The following is a 21,054-nucleotide window of genomic DNA, read 5'->3' on the forward strand; positions in this document are numbered from 1 at the left end:
ATACTACGACCAATTAGCTATCTAAGACTAAGATTATCCGTATCATTCCAAAAATGCAAAATAGTTATTTTACAACTAACTGACTATCTTAAACTTTGCCTCCATGTAAAGTAATTCAACACAAACTTTGTAATTCCTTCATAAAATTACAATTTCATAATTACATTATTATAAAAACAAGTTCTATAAGTCATCTTGCCATAAGCTTGCTAATAAATAACTCTTTTCTCATATCGTTTGATATATAGCTTCTATCGATGCTAACTATCCTCATACTAATTTTGCTAAAACACTTGATTGTTACTATTCAAATCTATAAAACAATACTATTATTATTCAATATAGTAAAAGAGCTAATATGAATAGAGATTTATCGCCTCTTTCATATTAGCTCTAATTTAATATTTATATATTCATGATATCAACATCATTTGTTTCATAAAACAAATCTTCAATTTTTAAATTTATACACTGAGTTCCATTAGACTTTTCAAATGCACTATTCTCAAAATATTTTTTTATTCTATAACATAAATCAATGTTGGGTGTATCTTCCCCTCGCTCTATTTTACTTATATACTGTTTAGTGACACCTAGTTCATTAGCGATCATTTGTTGAGTTATACTTAACCTTTTTCTGTATTTTTTCAAATTATTCTCTATCAATACTAAGCCCTTTACATATTCTTTAAATCTTCATAATTAGTAATTCTTACAAATTTATCTTCTTGATTATTTTCTTTTTTGATAAATTCATTTTTAATAAACTTTACTATTTTATCATCAAAATAATAGTCACCACAGGTTTCACAAAATAGAGCTGGAACATTTCTTATAATGTATTTAACGCCCTTAATATTTCGTTCGTAATTAGTTGTTGTTTCCTTAATTTTGTTGGTGTCACAAAATGTGCAATTCATAAGATTTGCAACCTCCTTAAAATATCGATATAATATTTAAAATTTTATTTTGTATTTTTTATCAATGTAGAAGAAGTTGGTGATCTTCCTCTACATTTGTTATTATCATATTTTAATCTAATATAATTTAATTTAATCACTTTTAGATATATTTATCATAAATCATATATACTTATTTTTATTAATTTCCATCAATTACTTTTTAATTTATTATTACTATTAATTTATAATATTCTATTTGGATCTGAAACCGTTCTTCCATCTTCTTTAAATCTTCGATCTGGTTTATAGACTGTCTTAATTATAATATTATCATTTGATTCCTCATGAATTATTATTACATGATATCTACCATTTGTTTCACTGTCTACAAATATGCATATCTTTTCTCCATATCCTTCCCAATAATGAAATTGGATACACTCTCCGATTCTTATAAATTCGTCAAGTATGTTTTCTTCATCAAATCCATAAATATCACATTTGTCTAAAGCATGTTGGGTCCATAGTGTCTTTTTAGTGCCTTCTCTTATACAGTTTGTAATGTCTTGAGACGAAACCATATTTAGATCATCCTTTCTTAATATATTACTGACGTAGAGACAACTCTACATTATAATTTTATATAATTTTTTGCATTTTGTCAACCTATGGGTTTACTTCCTTTCACTCTCACCTAATTATTCATTTTTATTTAATACTTAGATATTTAATTTATTTAGTCCCTCAATAATTAAAGCTAATATACGATGCATTCTATATATTAGCTTCATTTTCAACTTCTATTTTAATATCATTTTTACATCTATTTTAAAACATGTTTATTCTTTATATTAATTTTCTGGGAATCTTAGTTTTGATTTTTTATACATATTCAGATATTGATTAACCTCTTGAGACTTATCTATAATCACTGCTACAGTTTGTCTATTTATTCCTATAGAATTATTTAGTTCATCTTCTAATTTTTTCAATTTTATCAGTTAGCTCTCTATTTCTCATATCTCTCCCAGTGCTTTTTAAAATTAATATAATCCTTAAATCAATTAGAGAACTATTCAAGTTTTACTAAATTAAAACCCATTTTAAGTGTATATTTTAAGACACCTCAAACTTATATTGAAAAGTTTAAAACAATTATTATAGTATAATTATTATTATGTTTCTAATCTCATATAATGGTATTTAAGTCTTCCATGGTATAAATGCTATTTTATTACCTTCTATAGTATATCCGACTAGTAGAAATGCATCATCATATATACCTGAAGAGTATCCTTTAGATATTATCATTGGTTTTACATACTTATTATGAAATTTTCATATATTTTAATATAAGCGCTCAATTGTCCCCAAGCATTTCTAGCCTTATTTTTAGGTCCTTTAATTTCAATCAACACATCCATATTATCACTAGTATCTGATGCCAAAATATCAACCTTTCCTCCTCCATCCTCAATGCTACCTATAAAAACTTCTTGATCAATATATTTCAAATTTAATACATTAAACAAACTATCATTCCAATTTTTTACAATTGCACTTTGTATGTTTTTTTCATAATAATTATTACTATAATCTAAGCTATTTATCCAATATCTAAAGTTTTCAGGTACTTCTCCTCTGACTAAATAAATTACATAAGTAAACTTTGAAATATCTATATATCTATGTTTCTTATGTAAATATTCTAAAACTTTATAGCAAAGATTATTATTTCCCACAAACTCTTTATAACTACCTATATATTCTTGTATTAAATCATTAGCATTTTCATTACTGCTTCCGCATTCGTAAATAATCTTTTCTATATCTCCTCTTTCAAGTAATTTGAAATAATCTATATTTATTAACTCCAACTGTTTAGTTTTAGTTCTAGTTTGAGTAGCATCTATACTTCCCTTACACTTAGGATATTTAGAGCACCCCCAAAACAAACCGTATTTTCCTTCTTTTAACACCATGGTATTTTTACAATTAGGGCACACCTTATTTTCTTCCGTATTATTTACAACCATTTTTACTATCTCCTATTAAAATTTTATGTAAATAAATTTACATATTTGACAATTGTGTATTTACCACACATTTTATTGTTTTCTTTCTATTAAAATTTATTCATACTAATCTAGTAAAATAAGGGTGGATTATATGCGCAATAGAAATATTATTGGAAAGAAAATAAAAGAACTTAGAGTTAAAGCTGGTATAACACAGGAAGATCTTACAGCTAGACTTAATGTTTTAGGTGTTGATATTGATAGGCCTATGATTTCTAAAATTGAAAATAGTTCTAGAGAAATAGTAGATTATGAAATTAAAGCCATTTCTACAGCCCTTAAAGTTTCTATTGATGATTTATTTAAAAAATAAATTTCATTTGTACTTTTATATTTATTTTTAATATAAAACAAGTCAGTAATAAGTAAATTAAACTCATTACTGACTATCTATTTTAGTTGCTATTTCAAATTCAATTTAGCCAAAGCATCTGCCAAGGCAGAATTCATTGGCGCTTCACTTTCTTTTTTCATTTTTTTCATGTAATTTGCTACATCTCTCTTACTATTCTTACCTTCCTTATTATCAAATCTCTTATTAAAAGAGGCTGCTTTTTCTCTAAAGGTACAAGTTGTACAAACATATATTTGTCCTTCTCCATGCCCTCTAATCTCAAGCTTCTTATGACAATTAGGACATCTTGCATTAGTTAATCTTGCTAAATTTTCTCTATGGCCACATTCCCTATCCTGGCATACAAGCATTCTGCCCTGTTTACCTTTAACTTCAAGCATGTATTTGCCGCACTCGGGGCATTTTGTACCACTTAAATTATCATGTTTGAATTTATCACTACTTCCCTTAACATCATCAACTAGCTCTGCTGCATATTTCCTCATTCTATCTGTGAATGCTCTAGGGTCTTTTTTTCCTTTACTTATAAGCTCCAGTTCCAATTCCCATTCTGCTGTTAACAATGGAGATTTAAGCTCGTCAGGTACTAGTTCTATAAGTTGTTTTCCTTTTGAAGTTGGAATGATTTCTTTTCCGTTTTTCTCTAGATAGAACATGTTGAACAGCTTTTCTATTATATCTGCCCTTGTAGCAACTGTTCCTATTCCTCCAGTTTCTCCAAGTGTTTTAGCATGTATTTTATCTATACTAATATATTTCTGTGGTTTTTCCATAGCAGATAACAAAGTTCCTTCGTTAAATCTTGCTGGCGGCTTAGTTTTTAGTTTTTTACTTTCAACTGCTGTAATATTTAATTTATCACCTTTTTTTATCACAGGTAATTCCTGACTTTCCTTTTCGTCCTCATCCTCAGTTAAATCGCTAGCTCTGTCGTACACCTTTTTCCAGCCCTTTGCTTTTATAACATTACCCTTTGCTACGAAGGTTTCTCCATTAATATCTGCAGTTATAGTAGTTTGTAGATATTCAAAAGGAGGAAGCATAACAGATAAGAACCTTTTGACTACTAAGTCGTAAACATTTTTTTCTTCATTACTTAAAAGGGATAGCTTAACTGTTTCTTCTGTTGGAATAATTGCATGGTGGTCACTTACCTTACTGTTGTCTACAAAACCTTTATGACCATTTATCTTACCTTTTAATATTTCACTTGCACAGGCCCTATAGTTTCCTATAGAAATTGCTTTCAAACGCTCTGGTAAAGTAGCCACTATATCTGTAGAAATATATCTTGAATCTGTTCTCGGATAAGTTAATATTTTATAGTTTTCATATAATCTTTGCATTATGGATAATGTCTGTTTCGCTGAATATCCAAAGATTCTATTGGCATCTCTCTGCAGCTCAGTTAAATCGTAAAGTGCAGGAGCATGCTGCTTCTTGTAACTTTCTGTGACATCCACTACATTGCCTTCTTTTCCTTTAGTAGCTGCTAAGATTTTGTTTGCCTTATCTTCATCAAAAATATTACTATTATTATTTTTATCTCTCCATTGAAGTGTAAAACCTTTTGCCTTTGCACTAATTACAAAATAATCCTTTGGCTTAAAGTTTTTTATTTCCTCTTCACGATTAACTATCATAGCCAAGGTTGCTGATTGTACACGTCCTGCTGTAAGCTGTGCATTATGTTTACAGGTAAGAGCTCTTGTAACATTTAGTCCTACAACCCAATCCGCTTCTGCTCTACATTGTGCTGCTTTGTATAAATTATCATATTGTGCTGAAGGCTTTAGATTTCTGAATCCTTCACTGATAGCTTTATCTGTTTGTGAAGAAATCCAAAGTCTTTTTATAGGCTTATTTACTCTTACTTTATCTAATATCCATCTTGCCACTAGTTCCCCCTCGCGCCCGGCGTCAGTGGCAATCACTATTTCTATTACATCTTTCCTATTTAATTGTTCTTTAACTGCATTAAATTGTTTACCACTTTGCTTAATAACTACAAGTTTTAAGTGCTTAGGTAGCATTGGTAAATCTTCTAACTTCCAACTTTTATATTTATCATCATAAACTTCTGGATCAGCTAAAGTAACTAAATGGCCAAGTGCCCACGTTACAATATACTTATCTCCTTCTATATATCCATTACCTTTTTTACTACATTTTAAAACTCTTGCAATTTCCCTAGCTACAGACGGCTTTTCTGCTAAAACTAATATTTTTCCCATACTTATTTAACTTCCTTCCATAAGTTATACTAGCATAAAAATAAGGATAGATAAATTTAATCTCTATCCTTATTTTAAATACTTATTAATTGGTTTCTCTATCTATTATATATTTCATATAAGCATCTTGACAAGTTTATGAAAAAATAATCAATTATTTATATAATAAATTACTATCATCTAAAATTTATATTATCTAATACATGCTTATTATTACTTTTTAAATATTGAATAGTTCTTTCTTTTTCTGATAATACCGAATTTAATCCTTGATTTATATCACATAATCTATTTATTTCCTTTTTATATTCCTTTATAGTTAAATCCAATATCTTTACATCTAAGATATTATTAATTACTTTATCATATTGTTCTTTTAAAGCACCTAATTTTTCAGTAAGTTTTTTAAGTTTCATTTCATTGAAATAATCAGGCTCATCTTCTATAGATTTCTCTAAAAACTTCTTTAATATGGCGTCGTTGTATACTGTTTTTCTTGTAAACTTAGTGTCTTGTGAATCTGCAACACTGCTAATACTCAATTTTAACTTCTTAGCTTGTAATATATAGTTTTCAACTTCCTCGCGATTTTTAATAATAAACTCCTCAATCTGAATCAAACGTTCTTGTGACTTATTATCTAATTCATCAAATAAAGATAACCCATAGTTTTTCAATTTTAGATCGATATTTTTTCTTAAACTATTCATTTCTATAGCATCCATAGTTGTATTTCCTTTCTTATTTTTTCAAGATTCTCTATAATTGATTTTAAATCTGGATGTTTTTCAATTACCATTTCTATCCCATAATCTTGAATATCTTTATCTAACAAATTAATTTCAGTATTTAATGTTTTCTTTATAAATGCTGCCAAGACTTTTTTTTCTCTCTCATATTCTACTGAATATCTATCGTCCTTTTCTGCAATTTTTCTATTATGCTCTATCCCCTCTACCTTTTGTCTAAATCTCTCATAGGAATAATGAATATACCTATAGGTTGGTAATTGTATTCCTATAAAGTAGTTATCTGAAAGAGTACTAAAATACTTTCTTTTTTCGCAAATGCCAAAAATAACACTCTTAACACATACACCAAACTCATTTTCAACAATTGGTGTGTCAGTTTTCTCTAATTTTCTTATAGTATTTTTGAAATTATCTTTTATATTTAAATGATTATTTTTTTCACTTTTCTCTAGAAAACTGTTGATTTTTTCAATTTTTTCTCTTATATTTTTATCGGACACTACTGTTTTTATAAAGCTATCATTTGTTAAATCTGGGTTAGTTATTATTACTCCTTCTTTATTTAACATCCCTGATAATATTTCTGCGCCTTCCTCTAGCTCATCTACAAATTTTTCGCTTTTATAATAATATAATGACATATCCTCCTCTAGGTGATTCATATGTTTAATGATAAAATCTATATGGACACCTTGTAAAAATAACTTTGTACATACAGTTACTCTGAACATATGAGGATTTACATATAAATATTTCTTATCTTTTACCTCTTCATACTGAACTTTTTTCCTCTGTTCAACTGAAAAAAACTTTTCATACTTTGCTTTACTTGAAATATTAAATTGTTTAATATACCCCAATTCATGTGGCTTGATATTTTCAATATCAAAATCTCCTTCATGCCTTACAAAGAATTTTTCTATATTTTCTCTAAACAATTCAGAACCTCTCTTCTGAGTTCCATATTTATCACTAATGAAAAGATACCTCCTCATCTCTTTTTCAAGTTGCTTAACCTCATTATCATCAATTTTAGATGCCATTTCTCTAAGTTGTTTAATTCTAAATCTCTGTTTTAATTTTTCCTTATTATGTAGTGATATAAGTATTCTCAGCCTTGATTCTTCACTTAAATTATCAACAATTGTGTTTACGAAACTTTCACACATTCTATAAGCCTTTAATGCCTTTTCAGTTAGCCATGTATATGTTTCTCGTCCTTCATATTCGTTTTGTTGAGTTTTAAAGGTTAAGAATTTTAAATAGCATATTTCTTTACCATTCACCTCAACAGAATCTAATTTATTTGTTTCCACTAGTGTGACCTCTTCTGCTCTCATTCCAGTTTCAGCCATTAAAACTATTAAGCTTGCAACAATTCTATCATCCATTTTTAAATTTTCATTATCAATATCCCTTATTGCAAGCGAAACAATTTGATTTAAAAATATAAATGGAATATAATCATTTTCAGCTTTTTGCGGTCTACTTTTCCAACATTTATTTATAGTATTATTTAAAAATCCAAGAATATCCTCGTAATTGTATTCTTCAAATTCATCTATTGCTTCAATAAATTTTTTAAAGTCTACTACTAACACTGCTATATGTGAATCTCCACATTTCACGAATTTGCTATTTATATAATTCTTTACTTCATTTAAACTTACTAATCTTATATCAGTAATATTGTTAAAATATAACGCTCTTGTTATAGTTTTTAGATGTGCATAAATGTCATAAGCACCTGTTATTCTATTTTCTGAAGAAAGTAACTTATTTAAAATAGTAGCTTTTACGTAAAATTGATATGGAGCAGGTATTTTGTTATAATCAAACCTATATTTGTATGCTATTCGATTTTTTTCATTTGCATAATTAAAATTCCAAATCATGTCCTTAAACCAAATACTTGTGGAAATTTTAAAATTATACAGTTCTCTCTCTTCTTTTTTTATTTTTTTTAATTTATTAAATTCTCTTCTAGCACTTTGATCCAAATATTTTATAAATATAGCATTTTTCATTAATTATTTCTTCCTTTCTCCTGAGATAACTTAATCATTTCAGATAGATATTTAGCTACTAATTTTTTTTCTGTAATTAATTCTTCTATTTGAATCTGATTTGAAGAATTTTCAATTTCAGTATTTATGCTTAATATCCTTTTCTCAAAGGCAGGAATTCTATTTATAAAAGTAAAAAAATGGTTGCACAAAAAACATTCAGCCATATCAAAAACGCAATGTTCTTTATTACATTTGCCTAGCTCTCCCTTTACCACTTTACTATATTTATTTTCATCATGTATCAGTATATTTCCTAAAATATCTACATCAGTAATTGTTACTTTTGCTAAAGTTTCTACATATAATTCAACAGCATTCCGATCTAAGTAATGAATCCTACATGTTTTATAACTATTTCCAGTAATAGCAGCCATCTTTAAAAGTGACAATCCATTTTTTATACCTTCGTTAAATACATTGTTTATAAATGTATGTCGAATATTATATGGTGTATAATCCTTAATCTCCAACTTTTCTTTTATGTTTTCTACAATGGATTTAAAATAATCGTAAAAGTCTATTCTTTTATTAGTTTTATGTATTGCACAATAAGGTTCTGTAAAAATATATTTCGATACCAAATCATTTCCTTTAGCGTGCGGTTTTGTCAGATCTATTGCTTCTTCTAATAATATTATAATTTGTTTATTTATTTTTTTCTTAACCAATTTACCCTTACCTATTTTTGAAAAATACTTAATTGTAGATGTGTCTCTATCTAAACAGTCATATTTTAAATTCAATATTTCTCCAATTCTTAGATTTGAACATAGAAATATCTCGAAAACAATGGTATATAATCTTCCATTATAAATTTGCCCTTCTAATTTTTCAAATTCCTCGTAAATTGAAATACAATCTTTATCTTTAATTGGTTTTCCACCCTCAAATTTCCCCAACCCTTTTAGATTTAAAATATCTAAGACCCTTTTACATACATTATATTTTTTTTTATAATATTTGAGAAATTTTCTTATAATTTTTAATGTGCCCTTTAAATGACCATTTGTAGTACAATCTAGTTCAATTTGACTTCTATATTCCAAAATGAAATCATCTTCAAATTCCTCACGTGAGTTAGAAAATATTTTAACAACATTATTGTTTAATTCATCATAAGTAACTTTCATTTCCAAAAATTCTTCTAATTTATATAAGTATCCAACCAAATTTCTTGTATATCCATCAGCATACCAAATAAATTCCTTAACATCTTCTTTATATCGGCCATTTATAAGTTCTAAATTAACGGTCATTAATTTATCATTGTCAGAATTACTATTATTCAAAGTCTGTATCGAAGGTAAAATGCAAAATTTATATCCTATAGGTGGAACCTCAAGTTTATTATGATAAACAAATTGAAATCCATTTTCATAAAACTTATAGAAGCTTTTTAAATTAATTACTTGTATAAACCGTAGTGTAAAAATATCTAATCCATATTTTTCTTTGACCATTCTAGTTAGATAGCGATAAAAAGCAACTAGTAATTCTTTTAACCTCCTATCAGAGCATAAGACTTGATATTCTTTTAGTTCTTTTCCTAGGTTTTTATAAAATCTGTATTGTATCTTAAAGATATTCTCATTAAATTCTTCATATTTTTGTGGTATTTCCTTGTGCATACTTTCAACAAAATAATATAATAATATTCTTAAATCCTTTCTAGTTATATCATCAGCTTTAGTAAAAGTTGATAAGAACTCTATCAGTAAGCTCTTTATAAACTTGTTAACTGTATTCGTATTAAAATTAATTTTTTTTGTACCATTTATAGTTTTATATTCAACTTGAGTTATGTGTTCTTTTTTTGAATTTAATGGGAAATTATTCAGAATAGTTTTATATATTTCGTTATACTTTTTGTCTCCATTTAATCTCGGAGTATAAGAATTCCTTGTTTCAATTAATAAGTGCTGATAGTCTTTTATTTGCATAATGTTATTACTATTATTATATTTAATGTTATAAACTAAATATAAATAAAATCTATTTAAAAGATCATATAAACTTTCCCATCCAGTTCTGCCACCTATACTATAGTAACAACTATTTATATTTTCTTTAACAATCCCCAACCCCTCTACATCTCTGTAGAATTCTTCATTTAAATTGACATTATGTAAATTACAAATTAACCCCCAGTCTAAATCATTAATACTTTTATTTTTTAGATTTATAATTAAGAAAATCCATCCGACTCTCCTATCAATTGATCTTAATTCCATAAATTCATTTGCTAAAAACTCCGTATCTATAAATTCAAGTAAGGCAGCATTTAACTGACAATCGTTAACTATTAGCTTAGTAACTCTTACAATTTTCTTATAAAAATCTCTTTCAACACTTAAGTCTTTTTTCATGATAACCCTTTCTATAATATTAATTAACTTTTATGAATTTCTATTGATTTTATAATATTTTCTGACTCATCCAATAATTCGCCCGGATTTAGCTTTTCTTCCCGACTAATATCGTATTTTTTGCAAACTGAATTTATAATCATTTCCGTATCCTGTAATATTGATTCCTGTGTTGGTTTAAGGTATATTAATGTAGATTGTATGCTTTTGTGTCTCATTTTTCTTTTAATATAAAAAATATCTTTTTCAATAACTTCTAACAGGAACATAGCAAACCCATGCCTAAATCTGTGACTTAAATTTTCTTCTCTCACACCTTTATCAGTAGTTATTCCTACGCCTAAAAATATTTGTTTAAGAGCTTTACTCCACCCCCCTTGCGTTAGTGGCGTAAAATTCTTACCTAAAAACAAATAATAATTTTCTCTTGTATTCTCCTCAACGCAATCAGCTTTAATATTATTTATTAGTGTATCAATTCTTTCCTTTGGTAATTTATCTATCACATCATCAATTAACTCCCTTGATTCATTTATATATTCTTTAATCTGTTTCATTAATAAAGTAGGAATTGTTATACTTTGATATCCTCCCTTCTTTTCTGATTTGTATCGTTTAGTTCCATAGTCATCTCTTGAAAATACCTTCATACATGTTTTTGCATGCTGATCTTTTCTATCACTTACTCTATTTCTTAAGCAAATAATCCCAGCTTCACTATTGTTGGGGTGAGCTTTAATATCTTCTAACGTTATCCCTAAGACTTCTCCCAATCTTAATCCTAAGATGTACATGAGATTTACAATTAATATATTTCTTAGTTTATATCTGTTATTACCTTTTTCAATCTGCTTAATAATTTTGTGATATTCATTTAAAGAAATATAAGAAGGAACTTGCATATATCCAGCTTTTGATTTTCCTAGATTAGTTAAATATTTCTCCACATCCTTACTTTTTTCACTATTATCTGTTGCAGTCACCTTAATTTTTCCAAAAAAAACTTCATTATCAATATTAATGTAATTTAAAAATTTTCTAATATTATCAAAATACTGATCGTGAGTTGAAATATCACGACTGGTTGTTAATATGTGACTTTCTACATTTCCCTCTATACTTTGACCAAGTATAAATTTAGATAGATTGTTAACATCAGTTAAATTGAATTCTTTTATTTTCTTTAAAATAACCTCACAAAAAGAATATAATACTTTTAATGCACTTGCAGTCTGTTCTCTTGCAGTTACTTGTTCATTCTTACAATAATCATTTAAGAATTCAAAAACATCATCTATAACTTTACCATCAGAATCAAGTAAAAATACATATTGAAACTCTTTGTATTTCTTGCTAATTATAGTTATGCTCACAGTATGTATTAATTTTTTGTCTATATAAATCTCATAATTTTTACTACGAAAACACCCTTTTACTTCCTTCACTATCTTCATATAAGTCCCTCTAATTACTAATAATTCTCTTCATTTTTTTCTTTATTATAATTTTGCTAAGGCTTATTCCTCATTACATAATTAATCAAACCTTTTATAAAACAAAAAAAGCTGGATTTACAATAAAAATTTGCAAAAATCCAACTTTGCTTTTAAACACTAGTCTTATAATACTACATTAAACTTCATGTAGTTTAAAATAGATACTAACATAAAATTTCAAATATTTCAACAATTCTTCCTGTACTGAATTGATATTGACTTTCATTAATTAAATATTGCTTCTACTAATACTACTACACATTTTGTTAAGTAAGTATATACTTAAAAATTTATGAACTAATAAATACTGTATTGAATATGCTAGTATTATTACTCATTTATCTAAGTAAGCATATCTTCACGACCAGCATCTGTAGCAATTACGATTTCCGTTACATCTTTTCTATTTAGTTGCTCCTTAACTGCATTAAATTGTTTGCCACTTTGCTTTATAACTACAAGCTTTAGATGTTTAGGCAGCATTGGCAAATCTTCTAACTTCCAACTTTTATATTTATCATCATAAACCTCTGGATCTGCTAATGTAACTAAGTGTCCAAGTGCCCAAGTTACAATATACTTATCTCCTTCTATATATCCGTTGCCTTTTTTGCCACATCTTAAAACCCTAGCAATTTCTCTAGCAACAGATGGCTTTTCTGCTAAAACTAATATTTTTCCCATATTTAATCCCTTCCATATCTATACTAGGTAAACATAAAAATAAGGATAGCCAATACCTCTATCCTTTTAATCCCTAGTTCATCTTTAATATTACATTTTTATTATACAGTATACTGTGTTCTATTACAAGTTAACAAGTTTTATACAACTATAACAGAAAGTTGACTTATTCGGAGGGGCGTAATACCAATTTGAAGGTAGATTTAAATATTTAACGTACTGAAGATTGGTATTATATCCTGCAGGATAAGTCAACTTTCGGTCGTAGGTGTCTGTAAGTTACTTGACTATATTAACCTTTTCCCCATCAGTTAAAAGACTTTGTCCTTCCGTAACAATTTCAGTTCCAGCTTTTACAGTATCTGTTGTTATTTCAGTAACCTTATCATTAGCTATACCTGTTTGTACAACAACCCTTTTAATCTTACTTGACTCTACTGTATATATATATTTAACTCCATTTTCCACTTTAAGTGCTTCATTTGGAACTATTGTAGCATTGTCCTTTTGTTGATCTGGTATTGATACCTTTGCAAACATACCAGCCTTTAAGTTTCCATTGGAATTATCTATTTTAACTTTAACTATATATGAATTATTTTTTGAATCTACATCTGGACTTATAGTATCTATAACACCGTTGATAGTTTCATCTCCTGCTGCACTAACAACAACTGGTACAGTCTGTCCAATTTGAAGTTTTCCAATAACTTTGTCAGGCACAGTTATTTGCGCTTTTAAGGATGATATATCTATTATAGTGACAGTTCCTGAGGTTCCTGAAGCAATGGACCCTACATCCACATTTTTAGCTGAAACCACTCCAGATATAGGTGATGCAATAGTTGCATTACTTATTTGCACTTGTGTAGAATTAAGGTTAGCTTGTGACTGTGCTACCGCTGCCACCGCTTGTGTTGATCCTGAATTTTGCTGTAAAAGATTCAAGTTATCTTGAGCATTTTTCAGTTCTAAAGAAGCAGTATCAAGAGTCAGTTTTGCTTTATCTAATTCCTGCTTAGATATAGCTCCTGCATCATATAACTTTTGTTGTTTCTCATAATTGCTACTTGCATCATTATAAGTAATTTGTGCCTTTTCCACACTCTGCTGGTATTTTAGTATTGAGTCATTTACATTAGCCCTTGATACATTAAGAGCAGCCTGTTGACTCTGCAGAGTTGCTGAAAGTTCAGATGTATCAAGTGTAAATAGTACCTGACCAGCAGTTACTTTATCACCAACATTAACATTTACTGTTGCAACCTTCCCCGAACTTTTAGGACTTACAGTTACTGATTGAACTCCTTCCAATTTACTAGCATATTGAACTTCTGAAGATATATTTTGTGTAGCTATCTTTTGCACCTTAACATTTGGAACTTCCTTATTTACTTGAGGAACTTTCTTTTTTCCATGTTTAGCTATGCCTACACCTACAAGTGCTACAATTACAATTAAGATAATCCACTTCTTATTGAATTTATTGAACTTCATATTAATTTACCTCCGTAACATATGATTTCTTATTACGATTTTTAAAAATTTTATGCTTAAAATCATCCATCATTGTGTAGACTACAGGAAGAATAATAGGTGATAGTATTGTAGATGTTATCATTCCGCCTATTATAACCCATGCCATACCTGCTCTAGTTTCACTTCCTTCACCTAAAGCTAATGCAGATGGCAGCATCCCAACAACCATTGTTAAAGAAGTCATAATAATTGGTCTTAATCTAGTTGTACCAGCTTCAATTAAAGCTTCTTTTAAGTTCATTCCCTGTTTCATAAGAGTATTGGTATAGTCAATTAACAGTGTACCATTCTTAGAGGCTAATCCATCTAGCATTATAAACCCTATCAAAGACATCATATTTAAACTGTTTCCTGTTATGGCTAAAATGCCTAAAGCTCCTATTACAGCACAAGGTAATGCTAGCATTCTTACAAGAGGAGTTAAGAAGGATTCATATAATACTACCAGTATCATATATACAAGAACTATAGATGCAATTATAGCTTTTGCTAAAGTCCCAAAGGTATCAGCCATTTGTTTTTGGCTTCCCCCATAGGATACTGAATATCCTACCGGAATAGACATTGCGGCAATTTTAGCTCTAATATCGTTGTTAACACTTCCTAAATCTCTACCATCAAGACTTGCAGATACTGTAACTATATCCTGTCTGTTTTCTCTTCTGATAGATTTAGGACTATCCGCATCTACTATAGATGCAACTTGATCTAATGAAATTTGTTGTGAAGAAGAATTTTGTATTTTTATACCTCCTATATCAGATGCACTTTTTATTTGTCCATCCATGAATTTTAAGGTCATATCATACTCATCATCATCTCCTCTATATGTACCAGCTGCTGATCCCTGTATACCAGTTCTAAGAGCTGATGCCACATCTGAAGCAGATACTCCATATTGAGCTGCTGCAAGCCTATCAATTTTAACTCTAAGCTCGCTGTCATTTGCATCTAATGAATTAGTTATATCTACAGTACCTTTAACAGATTTAATTTCCTCTTCAACCTTTTTAGATAAATCTTTTAATGTATCTGCGTTATCACCGGTTATCTTAATATTTATGGCAGAGCTTGAGCCGCCTCCACCGCCTCCGCCGCCTCCCATTTGAGACTCAGACACAGTAAACCTTACACCAGTAAGCTGCTTCTTTCCCCAGCTACGTACTTGCGATGCAAGTTGAGTTTGGCTTTTTTGACGCTCTTCTTTAGGTACTAATGTAACATTAATTCTTACTGAGGCTTCACTTACTTGTGTATAATAGTACTTAACTTCTTTAATAGTTTTTAAATAATTATCAACTTGTGCGGCTTTCTCATCTGTTTGTTTTAAGTTTGTTCCTGGAGTAAGTGACATTGAAATTGAAAAAGCACTTTGGTCAGAGTTTGACATAAATTCTGTACCTATAAATCCTAATGGAACCAGTGCCACACTTGCAATAATACATGCGATTAAACCACTTACTACTTTAAGTCTATTATTTAAAGACCAAACAAGGGATTTTTTATAGGACTCATTGGCAGATTCCATAAATTTGTTAACTTTCCCAGATATTTTTCCAATAAAATTATTCTTACGCTTTGAATTCGTCTCTTTCTTATCTTTATTATGTTTAAGAAGGCGAGAAGCAAGCATAGGTGTAATAGTAAAGGATACAAACAACGAGAACAAAGTTGCAAAAACTATAGTTAACCCAAACTGTTTAAAATACTGCCCTATTACACCAGACATAAAGGCAATTGGTAAAAATACAACTACATCGCAAAGAGTAATTGCCACTGCTGCCATTCCGATTTCTTTTCTTCCTTCAATAGCAGCTCTTATAGGATTTTTCCCTTGCGCCAAATGCCTTTGTATATTTTCTAGTACAACTATAGAATCATCTACCAGAATACCTATACATAAGGACAATGCCATCAAACTCATCATATTTAATGTAAACTTTAATTCATACATCATGAAGAATGTAGAAATAAGTGATGTAGGTATAGCAACTAAAACTACTAAAGAAGATCTCCAACTCTTAAGGAAGAATAATAAAACTATTGCGGTTGTTATAATACCTTCTATAACGCTGTGATTTATTTCACTTAATGAGTTTTTTATAAATACAGTAGTATCACTTGCAGTTATTATGTTCATGTTTTTCGGCATAGTTTTTTCTAATTCAGTCATTTTATCTTTTATATTGTTTACAACTTCAACTACATTTGCATCACTCTGCTTTTGAATATCAAGAGATATAGTTTTTTTACTATTCAACTTGGTTAATGAAGTAGCCTCTGGATATTCTAATTTAATATCAGCTATTTCTCCTAAACGTACTTTACCTCCATTATTAGTTGATATAAGTACATTCTTTACTTCATCAATATTCTGAAACTCTCCAACAACTCTGATTGACTGACTTATCTTATCCTGCTTAATTTGTCCGGCAGGCATACTAACGTTATCACTTTTCAGTCTACTTAATATTGAGTTAATAGTTATTCCATAATACTCAATTGCAGTTTTATCAAGTTTTATCATTAATTCCTTTTTATCTGCACCCCCAAGGGATACTTGTCCTACACCAGGCACTTTTTCTAGTTCTGTTTTTATTTTATCTGCTTGGTTATATATTTCATCAAAAGAAGCAGTTCCTGAAAGGGCAAGTGTCATTACAGACATAGCATTAGTATCTATTTTACTGATAACTGGAGTCCCCGCGTCGCTGGGCAGCTTCCCTTGAGCCTTAGACACCGACTTTTGAACATCTAGAAATGCTGTGTTCATATCGGCATCTTGTTTAAACTGAATTATAACAGTTCCACTGCCTTCTCTAGATGTAGAGTTAATAGTGTCAACTCCAGCTATTCCAGAAACGGCATCCTCCATAGGTTTTACAATATCTTTTTTTACGTCATCTGCACTAGCACCACTGTATGAAGTTGATACAGTAATAACAGGTATAGTCATGGATGGCAATAAATCTGCCCCTAGCTTTGTATAGCCCAATATCCCCAGACCAACCAGCAATACTATTACCATGGTGATAGCAGCAGGCCTTTTTACTGATATTTCGGTTACGCTCATTTTTTAACCTCCTTGATATTTAGTTCTCATAAATTATATCGTAAATTATACTTATAAATATATCAACAAATATTTTAAATAAGTTTAATAATTTTACTATTTATTCATAATTTTTCACAGTATAACTTTTTAATCCATGAAAAAGTATTCATTTTAGTGAATAATAGACTTTAAAAACATTCTATGATAAACTGTTGCTAGCAAATTAGTAACCAGGAGGCTAATCAACAAATGTACGAAATTATACTTAAATATAAAATTGAAGATGTAGATAGCGCAATTGAAAAACTTCAATTAGCAGATGTATATAATGTCTTTTATGAAACTCCCATTGCAATTACAACAACAGAATATGGCTACGGCTATTATGAGAAGAAGGATGAAATAGTAGACCTAAAGATAATAGTAGAAAGTGATGAAGAGGAAGAATTAAATAGACATGTAGATATAATAAAAGAGTATCTTATGGTAGATCCTATTGAAGTGAAAAAGCTTGATAATATTAAATTTGAGACTTCCTTTGATCCAATAGATTTAAATAACGGATGGTTAATAGCTGATCCTAGCTATAATGAAGAAGGAAAAAATAAAATTAACTTTGTATCTCAAGGGGCTTTCGGCACAGGTCTTCATGAAACTACACAAGACTGTCTAAGATTAATATTAAATGAAGATTTTAAGAATAAAAATGTCTTAGATATAGGCACTGGTTCAGGAATACTGTCCATAGCTGCCGCAATTAAAAGTTCAGAAAAAGTTACTGCTCTAGATTTGAGGGACGTACACGAGGAAGTAGAATTTAATGCTTCATTAAACGAACTGACTAATATCCGAGTTGCCGTTGGTGACGCTCTTACAGGGGAAGTTCAATTTGATGAACTGTATGACTATATTTTTATAAATATCGGTGGTGAAGAAACACTAAGTTTCATGGATTTTATAAACTCACATATTAAAGAAGATGGAATGCTACTAGTATCAGGTCTTGTTGAATGGAGCTTTGAAAATGTATTAGATAAAATCACAAAATACGGATATAAACTGAAAGAAAAAAAGCAAACTAATGAATGGTGTTCTGCTCTTTTATCAAAATTGTAGATTATTAACTTAATATTAGGTAAGAACAAAACAATTCTTCGTTCACCTAAGAATCAGATGAGGGATAAATGCCTAAATTGCATTTATCCCTCATCTGATTCAAGTCCCACTTCATTAGTAGCAAATCCACTTACTGATCTTCGCTGAAGTTTTTTAGTAAATTATTTCTTATATTTAGATTCTCTAATACTTTCCCTACAATAAAATCTACCATATCATTAATGGTTTCAGGCTTATGATAAAATCCCGGCATAGCCGGAAGAATTTCAGCTCCTGCTTCGCTCAAATAAAGCATATTTCTTAAATGTATATTGTTTAATGGAGTTTCCCTTGGAACTATAATTAGCTTTCTTCTTTCTTTAAGACAAACCTCTGCACTTCTTCCTAAGAGATTTTTAGATATGCCCATGGCAATTTCAGCAAGTGTTGCCATTGAACAGGGCATTATAATCATACCATTGATTTTGAAGAACCCACTAGCTATAGATGATGCCATATTATTAATATCATGTGTTGTAAGATTACTGTAGTTATCTTTTAATTCATCAATAATGTTATCAGCAGTTTTACCAATTTCATCTTGTATAATTTTCTTTCCATTGTCACTTATAATCAGGTGTACCTCCATATTCTTTTTCAATAATTCTTGTAACAGTCTTATTCCATATATACTTCCACTTGCCCCAGTAATTCCAACTATATATTTTTTAATAATTCATCACCTCAATATTAGAGTATTTATCTATATAATAAATCTATGATTATAATTTTAGTCTAATGCATGAAGTGAAGCTTATACATTAGTCAGTTAAAACATATTTTTAAATCCCCTATATTTACACCAAAACTTCCCTATAACTATTATTAAAAGCAATTCTGAATCTGGTCCTAAACCAAGTATATTACACAAGTCACAACAACCAAAATATCTGTATTTACAACATCTACAGCCCTTTCTATAACAACTCATAAAATCCCTCCTTATCCTCCTAAGTAATATATTTCTATAGTTTCATTGTACTTGGAGAAAGTTATAATTGTGATTAAAATTAATGTAAAATTAACATCCTTGAACAAAAAAACTATTGCACCTTACCTTACGTCATGTGTTAAAATAATTTGTGCAGAGGTGATATTATGTCTGAAAAGGAAAATTCATTGTTCACCATTGGTGAATTTGCTGACAAAGCTGGTGTTACTTTAAGAACATTAAGATATTACGACAAAATAGATTTATTGAAGCCAAGTTCTTATAATGAATCTGGACACAGACTGTATAGTAAAGAGGACTTCGGAATACTTCAAAAGATTTTAACCTTAAAATTCATAGGACTTTCCTTAGAGGATATAGCAAATATAATGAAATATGATTTAAGCGATAATGATTTAAAAAAGCCTCTTGAAATACAAAAAGAAATAATGAAAGAAAAAATTCATCATATTCAAATGGTTATAAAGGCCATTGACGAAGCTGTTCATATGCTTGATAACAATCATACTTTAAATTGGGATAAGTTCATAAATATAATCAACGTAATCAATATAGATAAGAAATGGATAGAGCAATATGAAAACGCCTCAAATTTAAAGGCGAGAATAAGAATTCATGAACTTTTCAGTACCAATAAACAAGGATGGATGAACTGGTTTTTTGATCAGCTTAATCTTCCTGATAAAGCTTCTATACTGGAACTAGGCTGTGGCGATGGCAGCCTATGGTATAAAAACTTTAATAGGATTCGAGAAGATTGGAGAATTACATTAACAGACTCCTCCCAAGGAATGCTTAAAGATGCCAAAAAGAATTTGGGAAACAAGTCTGAAAGGTTTAAATTTAAACTGGTAGATGCTCAGAGCATACCCTTTGAAGATTGTACCTTTGATTTAGTAATTGCCAACAATATGATCTATCATGTATCAGATAAAGAAAAAACTTTTTCTGAAATAAGAAGAATTCTAAAACCAAATGGATATTTTTATGCCTCTACTGTAGGAAGGAATCATATGAAGGAAATGAGAGATATAATCGCTAAATTTAACTCTGAGAGTATAACTTCCGAAAGCTGGAATGCTACTGAAAGCTTTCAGCTTGAAAATGGCCTTAAGCAGGTTTCAAAATGGTTCAAAGAGGTAAAACTAAAAAGATATAATGATAATTTGAATGTCACAAATGCAATGCCTCTCGTAGATTATATATTTTCCATGCCAGGAAACACAAAAGACTTTTTAACCGAAGCCAATCTGCAGAAGCTTGTAGGCTTTTTAGAAGAAGAGATAAACAAATCTGGAGGAATATATATAACTAAGGACACAGGTTTTTTTGAAGCAAGAAAGTGATTTTTTCAGTATAAAACCTTACATAGCCTTATACTGAAAAAATCACTTTACATATATTTTATGAAGTGTAA

17 protein-coding genes and 1 pseudogene are annotated in these 21,054 nt (G+C 29.3%); 3 read left to right on the plus strand and 15 right to left on the minus strand.

Features of this window, described 5'->3' with window-relative positions:
- Nucleotides 1-405: 405 nt before the first annotated feature.
- From CLMAG_RS25365 to CLMAG_RS25380, 5 genes are all read right to left on the minus strand, one after another.
- Nucleotides 406-651 (minus strand): helix-turn-helix transcriptional regulator, encoded by a 246-nt coding sequence (locus tag CLMAG_RS25365; RefSeq protein WP_083595801.1) that lies wholly within the window; start codon nucleotides 649-651, stop codon nucleotides 406-408.
- Nucleotides 652-677: 26 nt separating this feature from the next.
- Nucleotides 678-920: a type II toxin-antitoxin system MqsA family antitoxin gene (locus tag CLMAG_RS25370; protein WP_066629352.1), complete on the minus strand. Its 243-nt coding sequence runs from the start codon at nucleotides 918-920 to the stop codon at nucleotides 678-680.
- A 224-nt stretch (nucleotides 921-1,144) separates the two neighbouring features.
- A complete protein-coding gene (locus CLMAG_RS25375) occupies nucleotides 1,145-1,483 on the minus strand; it encodes a hypothetical protein (protein WP_066629353.1) in 339 nt (112 codons plus the stop codon).
- Nucleotides 1,484-1,753: 270 nt separating this feature from the next.
- The gene (locus CLMAG_RS32680; RefSeq protein WP_161487031.1) at nucleotides 1,754-1,894 is read right to left on the minus strand and encodes a hypothetical protein; all 141 of its coding nucleotides are present in this window, start codon (nucleotides 1,892-1,894) and stop codon (nucleotides 1,754-1,756) included.
- A gap of 324 nt (nucleotides 1,895-2,218) precedes the next feature.
- On the minus strand, nucleotides 2,219-2,938 hold the full coding sequence (locus tag CLMAG_RS25380) for a topoisomerase DNA-binding C4 zinc finger domain-containing protein (protein WP_066629354.1): 720 nt from the start codon (nucleotides 2,936-2,938) through the stop codon (nucleotides 2,219-2,221).
- 133 nt (nucleotides 2,939-3,071) lie between these two features.
- Here CLMAG_RS25380 and CLMAG_RS25385 point away from each other — a divergent pair, with 133 nt between their 5' ends.
- On the plus strand, nucleotides 3,072-3,293 hold the full coding sequence (locus CLMAG_RS25385; protein WP_066629355.1) for a helix-turn-helix domain-containing protein: 222 nt from the start codon (nucleotides 3,072-3,074) through the stop codon (nucleotides 3,291-3,293).
- A gap of 89 nt (nucleotides 3,294-3,382) precedes the next feature.
- Here the strand turns inward: CLMAG_RS25385 and CLMAG_RS25390 are convergent, their stop codons facing one another.
- The 8 genes and pseudogenes from CLMAG_RS25390 to CLMAG_RS25425 form a co-directional block, all read right to left on the minus strand.
- A complete protein-coding gene (locus tag CLMAG_RS25390; protein WP_066629357.1) occupies nucleotides 3,383-5,569 on the minus strand; it encodes a DNA topoisomerase III in 2,187 nt (728 codons plus the stop codon).
- Nucleotides 5,570-5,745: 176 nt separating this feature from the next.
- The gene (locus CLMAG_RS25395) at nucleotides 5,746-6,294 is read right to left on the minus strand and encodes a hypothetical protein (protein ID WP_066629359.1); all 549 of its coding nucleotides are present in this window, start codon (nucleotides 6,292-6,294) and stop codon (nucleotides 5,746-5,748) included.
- Nucleotides 6,282-8,348: a P-loop NTPase family protein gene (locus CLMAG_RS25400; protein ID WP_066629361.1), complete on the minus strand. Its 2,067-nt coding sequence runs from the start codon at nucleotides 8,346-8,348 to the stop codon at nucleotides 6,282-6,284. Before CLMAG_RS25400 ends, CLMAG_RS25395 begins: the two co-directional genes overlap by 13 nt.
- The gene (locus tag CLMAG_RS25405) at nucleotides 8,348-10,756 is read right to left on the minus strand and encodes a tyrosine-type recombinase/integrase (protein WP_066629364.1); all 2,409 of its coding nucleotides are present in this window, start codon (nucleotides 10,754-10,756) and stop codon (nucleotides 8,348-8,350) included. The genes CLMAG_RS25400 and CLMAG_RS25405 overlap by 1 nt, the downstream gene beginning before the upstream one ends.
- A 23-nt stretch (nucleotides 10,757-10,779) precedes the next feature.
- A complete protein-coding gene (locus CLMAG_RS25410) occupies nucleotides 10,780-12,210 on the minus strand; it encodes a tyrosine-type recombinase/integrase (protein WP_066629366.1) in 1,431 nt (476 codons plus the stop codon).
- Nucleotides 12,211-12,600: 390 nt separating this feature from the next.
- A pseudogene (locus CLMAG_RS25415) lies at nucleotides 12,601-12,936 on the minus strand (toprim domain-containing protein); the annotation flags it as partial.
- 279 nt (nucleotides 12,937-13,215) lie between these two features.
- Nucleotides 13,216-14,433: an efflux RND transporter periplasmic adaptor subunit gene (locus CLMAG_RS25420; protein ID WP_066629372.1), complete on the minus strand. Its 1,218-nt coding sequence runs from the start codon at nucleotides 14,431-14,433 to the stop codon at nucleotides 13,216-13,218.
- Between the two features lies 1 nt (nucleotide 14,434).
- On the minus strand, nucleotides 14,435-17,548 hold the full coding sequence (locus tag CLMAG_RS25425; RefSeq protein ID WP_066629374.1) for an efflux RND transporter permease subunit: 3,114 nt from the start codon (nucleotides 17,546-17,548) through the stop codon (nucleotides 14,435-14,437).
- Nucleotides 17,549-17,779: 231 nt separating this feature from the next.
- Between CLMAG_RS25425 and CLMAG_RS25430 the strand changes: the two genes are divergently transcribed.
- Complete coding sequence (locus CLMAG_RS25430) at nucleotides 17,780-18,646, plus strand: 50S ribosomal protein L11 methyltransferase (RefSeq protein WP_066629378.1); 867 nt, start codon at nucleotides 17,780-17,782, stop codon at nucleotides 18,644-18,646.
- 130 nt (nucleotides 18,647-18,776) lie between these two features.
- Here the strand turns inward: CLMAG_RS25430 and CLMAG_RS25435 are convergent, their stop codons facing one another.
- Both CLMAG_RS25435 and CLMAG_RS32685 read right to left on the minus strand, forming a co-directional pair.
- A complete protein-coding gene (locus CLMAG_RS25435) occupies nucleotides 18,777-19,361 on the minus strand; it encodes a UbiX family flavin prenyltransferase (protein ID WP_242873136.1) in 585 nt (194 codons plus the stop codon).
- Nucleotides 19,362-19,454: 93 nt separating this feature from the next.
- Nucleotides 19,455-19,616 carry a hypothetical protein gene (locus CLMAG_RS32685; RefSeq protein WP_161487032.1) on the minus strand — a complete coding sequence of 54 codons (162 nt, stop codon included), beginning with the start codon at nucleotides 19,614-19,616 and terminating at the stop codon, nucleotides 19,455-19,457.
- A gap of 167 nt (nucleotides 19,617-19,783) precedes the next feature.
- Here CLMAG_RS32685 and CLMAG_RS25440 point away from each other — a divergent pair, with 167 nt between their 5' ends.
- Nucleotides 19,784-20,983, plus strand: a complete 1,200-nt coding sequence (locus tag CLMAG_RS25440; RefSeq protein ID WP_066629387.1) for a MerR family transcriptional regulator — start codon at nucleotides 19,784-19,786, stop codon at nucleotides 20,981-20,983.
- The last annotated feature ends 71 nt before the right edge of the window (nucleotides 20,984-21,054 follow it).

The organism is Clostridium magnum DSM 2767, assembly GCF_001623875.1.
GTDB classification, from domain to species: Bacteria; Bacillota; Clostridia; order Clostridiales; family Clostridiaceae; genus Clostridium_AM; species Clostridium_AM magnum.